Source organism: Streptococcus sp. 2154, assembly GCF_013277255.1.
In the GTDB taxonomy this organism is placed as follows: Bacteria; Bacillota; Bacilli; order Lactobacillales; family Streptococcaceae; genus Streptococcus; species Streptococcus pseudopneumoniae.
Genome location: NZ_VMMK01000046.1, coordinates 1 through 4,491 on the forward strand (window position 1 = coordinate 1; position 4,491 = coordinate 4,491).

5 protein-coding genes are annotated in these 4,491 nt (G+C 37.4%); all 5 read right to left on the reverse strand.

Annotated features, from left to right (window positions below):
* Positions 1–462 precede the first annotated feature (462 nt).
* Positions 463–1,248: an ABC transporter permease gene (locus HT693_RS08445; RefSeq protein WP_000760734.1), complete on the reverse strand. Its 786-nt coding sequence runs from the start codon at positions 1,246–1,248 to the stop codon at positions 463–465.
* Position 1,249: 1 nt separating this feature from the next.
* On the reverse strand, positions 1,250–2,068 hold the full coding sequence (locus tag HT693_RS08450) for an ABC-2 family transporter protein (protein WP_172925102.1): 819 nt from the start codon (positions 2,066–2,068) through the stop codon (positions 1,250–1,252).
* 1 nt (position 2,069) lies between these two features.
* Complete coding sequence (locus tag HT693_RS08455) at positions 2,070–3,062, reverse strand: ATP-binding cassette domain-containing protein (protein ID WP_001240791.1); 993 nt, start codon at positions 3,060–3,062, stop codon at positions 2,070–2,072.
* A gap of 401 nt (positions 3,063–3,463) precedes the next feature.
* Complete coding sequence (locus HT693_RS12405; protein WP_000643408.1) at positions 3,464–3,709, reverse strand: hypothetical protein; 246 nt, start codon at positions 3,707–3,709, stop codon at positions 3,464–3,466.
* Between the two features lie 398 nt (positions 3,710–4,107).
* On the reverse strand, positions 4,108–4,470 hold the full coding sequence (locus HT693_RS12115; RefSeq protein WP_000895069.1) for a protein-export chaperone SecB: 363 nt from the start codon (positions 4,468–4,470) through the stop codon (positions 4,108–4,110).
* Between the last annotated feature and the right edge of the window lie 21 nt (positions 4,471–4,491).

A 4,491-nucleotide genomic window follows, 5' to 3' on the forward strand; every position in this document is an offset into this window, starting at 1 on the left:
ATAAGACCACCATACTGGGTGAAATGACCTCCATCGAAAGATAGTTGGTAAAAAGACTTGTTTTGGAAGTGATGATTTGGTAAACTGTTCATGTGAGTTTCCTTTCTTTTTGTGTTTTTTTCTACACTTATACCATAAAGGGGAAACTCTTTTTTGTCTAGTAAAAAACACCCATTGGGTGAAAAAAGAAACCATCCAGGATCTAAGCTAAGGCAAGGATTCTGGAGGGTTTTTAGATTAGGGGTGAATAATTGGGGTTAACGGTTATTTATACATATCTATTTTTTCAAATCTTCAGTCATATGTTCACCTGTGACCTAGGCTTTACGAGTGCCTTGCTCTACCAACTGAGATAAATCGGCGATTACACTTACAGTATAGCACTCTGAGAATAGATGTCAAGGAATTTTCATCTCTATTAGAAAAAGCCTGTCCTAAGACAAGGCTTTGAGTTTCTTCATCTTAGGATCCAGCACTTTCATAAGAATCCAAGCCCCTGTCCCATAGTTTCAAGGAAATACCAAAAAAGACAAGGGAAATCAAAATCAAACCTCCAATGTTAAAGAGTACATCCTTGTCCTGCAAAAAATAGCTAGCAGGATAGTAGGCCGTAAAGGCAAAAGGCACGATAAAGCTAATCAACCAACGAAGAAGAGAATTGTAAATCGAAATCGGATACTTTGCAAAATCATTAAACATATAGAAAATGTAAATCATAGCCCCTGACTGCTTGGTCCAAAAAGCGATGCTGGCTGTCGCGATTTTAAGAGAAGTATAAATCAAGGTCGCAAAAGGAATACAGACTAGGAAAAGCAGGAATTTTGGAAGAGTCCACGCAATGCTGGTCATGGTTGTTCCCAATAAAATACCACCGACCAAGAGTTCGCCTAAGGCATCAATCTGAAAGGTCTCAACCAAGATGTGAAAGAGAGGATTGATAGGACGAGTCAGATACTTATCAAATTCTCCTTTTCGCACCAAGCGTTGCCCCAGTGCCCAGAGATTGTCAAAAAAGAGATGGTCCAAGCCCTTAGGAATCAAGGAAAAACCATAGATAAAGGCAATTTCTTGAAAAGTCCAACCTTCTAGGGATGGGATGTGTTGAAAGATGACATTGAGAAATAAGAGATTCAGGCCTTGAGTCAGAAAGACTCCCAAGACACCAACCACAAAATCCACCTTGTATTCCATGATTTGCTTGATGTATTGTCTGATAAAAATCAGATGCATGCGTTGATATTTTTTCATACTAACCTCCTTGAATGGTGATAAAGGACTGGACTCGTTTCCAAATCAACTGAGACAAGCCCACCATCACTAAGAGCCAGAAAAACTGCAAAACGAGTGCCTGAAGCATCTGATTAGCATCGTATTTCCCAACAATAATCATGACTGGGGTATAAATCAAGGATGAAAAAGGCAGGAAGGACAGAATATCTGCAACAACCTTTGGAAAGAAAGCCAAGGGAATCAAACTTCCAGACATAAAGGCCACTATGGAAGTCTTGAGTAGATTGGAACCCCAAAGATTTTTAAACACAAAGGCTGAAAATCCAAAGCAAATATTAAAGAAAAAGTTAATCAGATAAGCCAAAGTTAGGCTAAAGAGATAAAGGACAGTTAATCCCAGCACTTCTACAATCCCTTGCCCAGATAAGATTTTCATCAAAACAATGACACTTAAAAATGGAAGGCCAACGCTGATAAAAATCAACCACTTGGAACCAAGCTCGGTGAAAAGATAGGAGGCCGCAAAATGCACTGGTCGCAACAAACGCATGATAATGGAGCCATCCTTGACCTCCTCCCCAATCATAAAGGACGAATCGGATCTAGTCAGAAGATTGGTCACAAAACTCATGATGATGTAGAGGGTGATATCCGCCATACTGAAGCCCTGAATCAAAGACTCTTGCGAAGAATCAAAGACAGCCTTCCAGAGATAAAAGGCCACAAAAGCCCCCATGACATCGCCAATCCGATAGAGAATAAAGTTGACTCGGTAAGTAATCAACTCCTGAACCCCTGCATTGATAAAGGGTTTATAACGTCTCCACAATTTGATCATCCTAGAGCTCCTTTCGGTAGAAGCGACGGATAATATCCTCAATATCCGTATCCACCATCTTCAAATCGCGGATTTCAAAATCAGACAGGGTTTGCTTGATAATGTCAGCTGACTGGTAGCGAGAACTATCAAATTCAATGTTGAGGCTGTTTCCTTGTCTATCAATGGTCATATCAGACAGACCGTCATAGTGAGAGACGAGATGACTTTGACCTGGTAGCAGTTCAAAAGAGAGAGTCTTCATCTTACCAAAGGTCTCCTTGAGTTGGCTCACCGTTCCATCAAAAATCTCTTGCCCCTTGTCAATCATGAAAATCCGATCACAAAGTTGCTCAATATCACTCAAATCATGAGTGGTCAAAAGAATAGTTGTCTCTTCCTCTTGATTGATTTGGGTGATAGCCCGACGAATGTTATCCTTGACCGAAACGTCCAAACCAATGGTCGGCTCATCTAAAAAGAGAACCTTGGGATTGTGAAGCAAGGAAGCTGCAATGTCCGCCCGCATCCGTTGTCCCAGTGAAAGAGTCCGCACGGGATCCTTGATAAAGTCCTTCAAATCCAAGACTTCATTCAAAAAATCCATACGCTTATGAAAGAGCGAGTCTGGCACATCATAAATCTCTTTCAAAACCGTGTAGGTCTCTTGCAGTGCCAAATCCCACCATAGCTGGGTGCGTTGTCCAAAAACAACCCCAATATCTTTGACGTAATCTTGACGATTATCCTGAGGAATCTTGCCGTTAATCCGACAAAAACCAGATGTTGGTTTCAAAATTCCTGTCAGCATTTTGATGGTTGTCGACTTCCCAGCACCATTGGCCCCGATAAAGCCTAAAATCTGCCCCTTGGGAACCTCAAAGGTCAAATCCTTAACCGCTTCAAAGGTCTGCTTTTCAGGATGAATAAAGGAACGTAATGCCCCCTTCAAGCCCGGTTCCTTAACAGTCTTCACAAAATTTTTCTGAAGATGTTCCACTTCTATCATTGCCATATCTATCTCCCTATGGTAAGGAATAGCAACATTGTATTTTCCAATACAAGTAATCTAAATTCTTACTTTCTACACCTTCTACATTTTATTATTACAGAAGGCTTTATACCAACCTATTATAGTCCAATAAAAACTAGAATGCAAGCGTTTGCCTAAAATTTGTGAAATTGAAAATTTTTCTCTTAAAATAATACTTTTAATCAAAAATTCTATTTAATAGTTTAAATTACCAACCTACTCATCTTCTCACCAGAGGGCGGTATTAACTTTGATCATAAAATCGGATACTCCCTCTATCCAGAAAATATGCTCAGAATGATTGTCTCTAAACAATACCTGCTCTTTTACCTCATTCATGAAAAAGAAGTCCATACCCTGAGAATTATCAACTCACGCACCGACTACCTAAACCAACTCGACCACCTCTTTCGTACATGTAGGAAACTATTTTCCTCACAAATAATCTCATTATAAAATCCAATAAATTTTTTTAGCTCACTTGAATATTTTCTTTGTATCGTTTTATCAGCTTCAATCTGATTTAGACTTGTTACCTTGGAACGACTTGAAATAACCTTTGTAAAATAACACTTAAGACTTTCATCATCTCGTATAAATTTTTCAATAGTGATATAAAAAGCTTTCATATTCTGTTTGTAATCAGATATTAATTGATTAATTTTATCATTCTGATGAAGATTCGATACCATAATATATAGCGGATTGAAATAAGATGAGAACAAATTGATTGGAAAAGTAAAATTAATTTCTATAAATGTTTTAGCAATTGTTTCATACTATTTTAGATTCAGTCTACTATACATAAACTAACCTCCTCATTATTAGCAAGGCTTCTACTGATTATAACCTAATTCTTAGACTACTTCAAGACTAACTGTCCAATAATAATCTACAGATAAATCATCCACTCTTAATCAAATTTTATTCAATCCATCTACTCATTCCCAAAAGGTTGCTGTATAATGCAAGACATTTTTCTTACAGCTTTTACTTTTCCTTACCCTCAATTTAGTGAGCTAATAAATTATTCTTCTTCAAAAGGTTGAGATTTATCTAGTAACTCTAAAACATTAATGGTAGGTAGCAACATTGCTTCACTGCTATCAATTGCCGAAACTATTGAAACAATAGAACGTAAATAAGGATAAAGAATAGCAGTACCATTTACGTATAGAATATCGGTGATATTTTCATCTATATTTATTTCAAAATATCCTATTACAGTTACAGATATTTTTTTCATGGCATCTTTGTCAACTAAAGAAACACTAAGTTTTACGGCTCCATGACTATAATCATCTGTATGACCAACCTTAACTATGGGATATAATATATCGAAGGTAAATGTGAACAAATTGATTAGGGAATTTAAACCAACTTCTAACAATGTGTTATACTCAATGAAAAT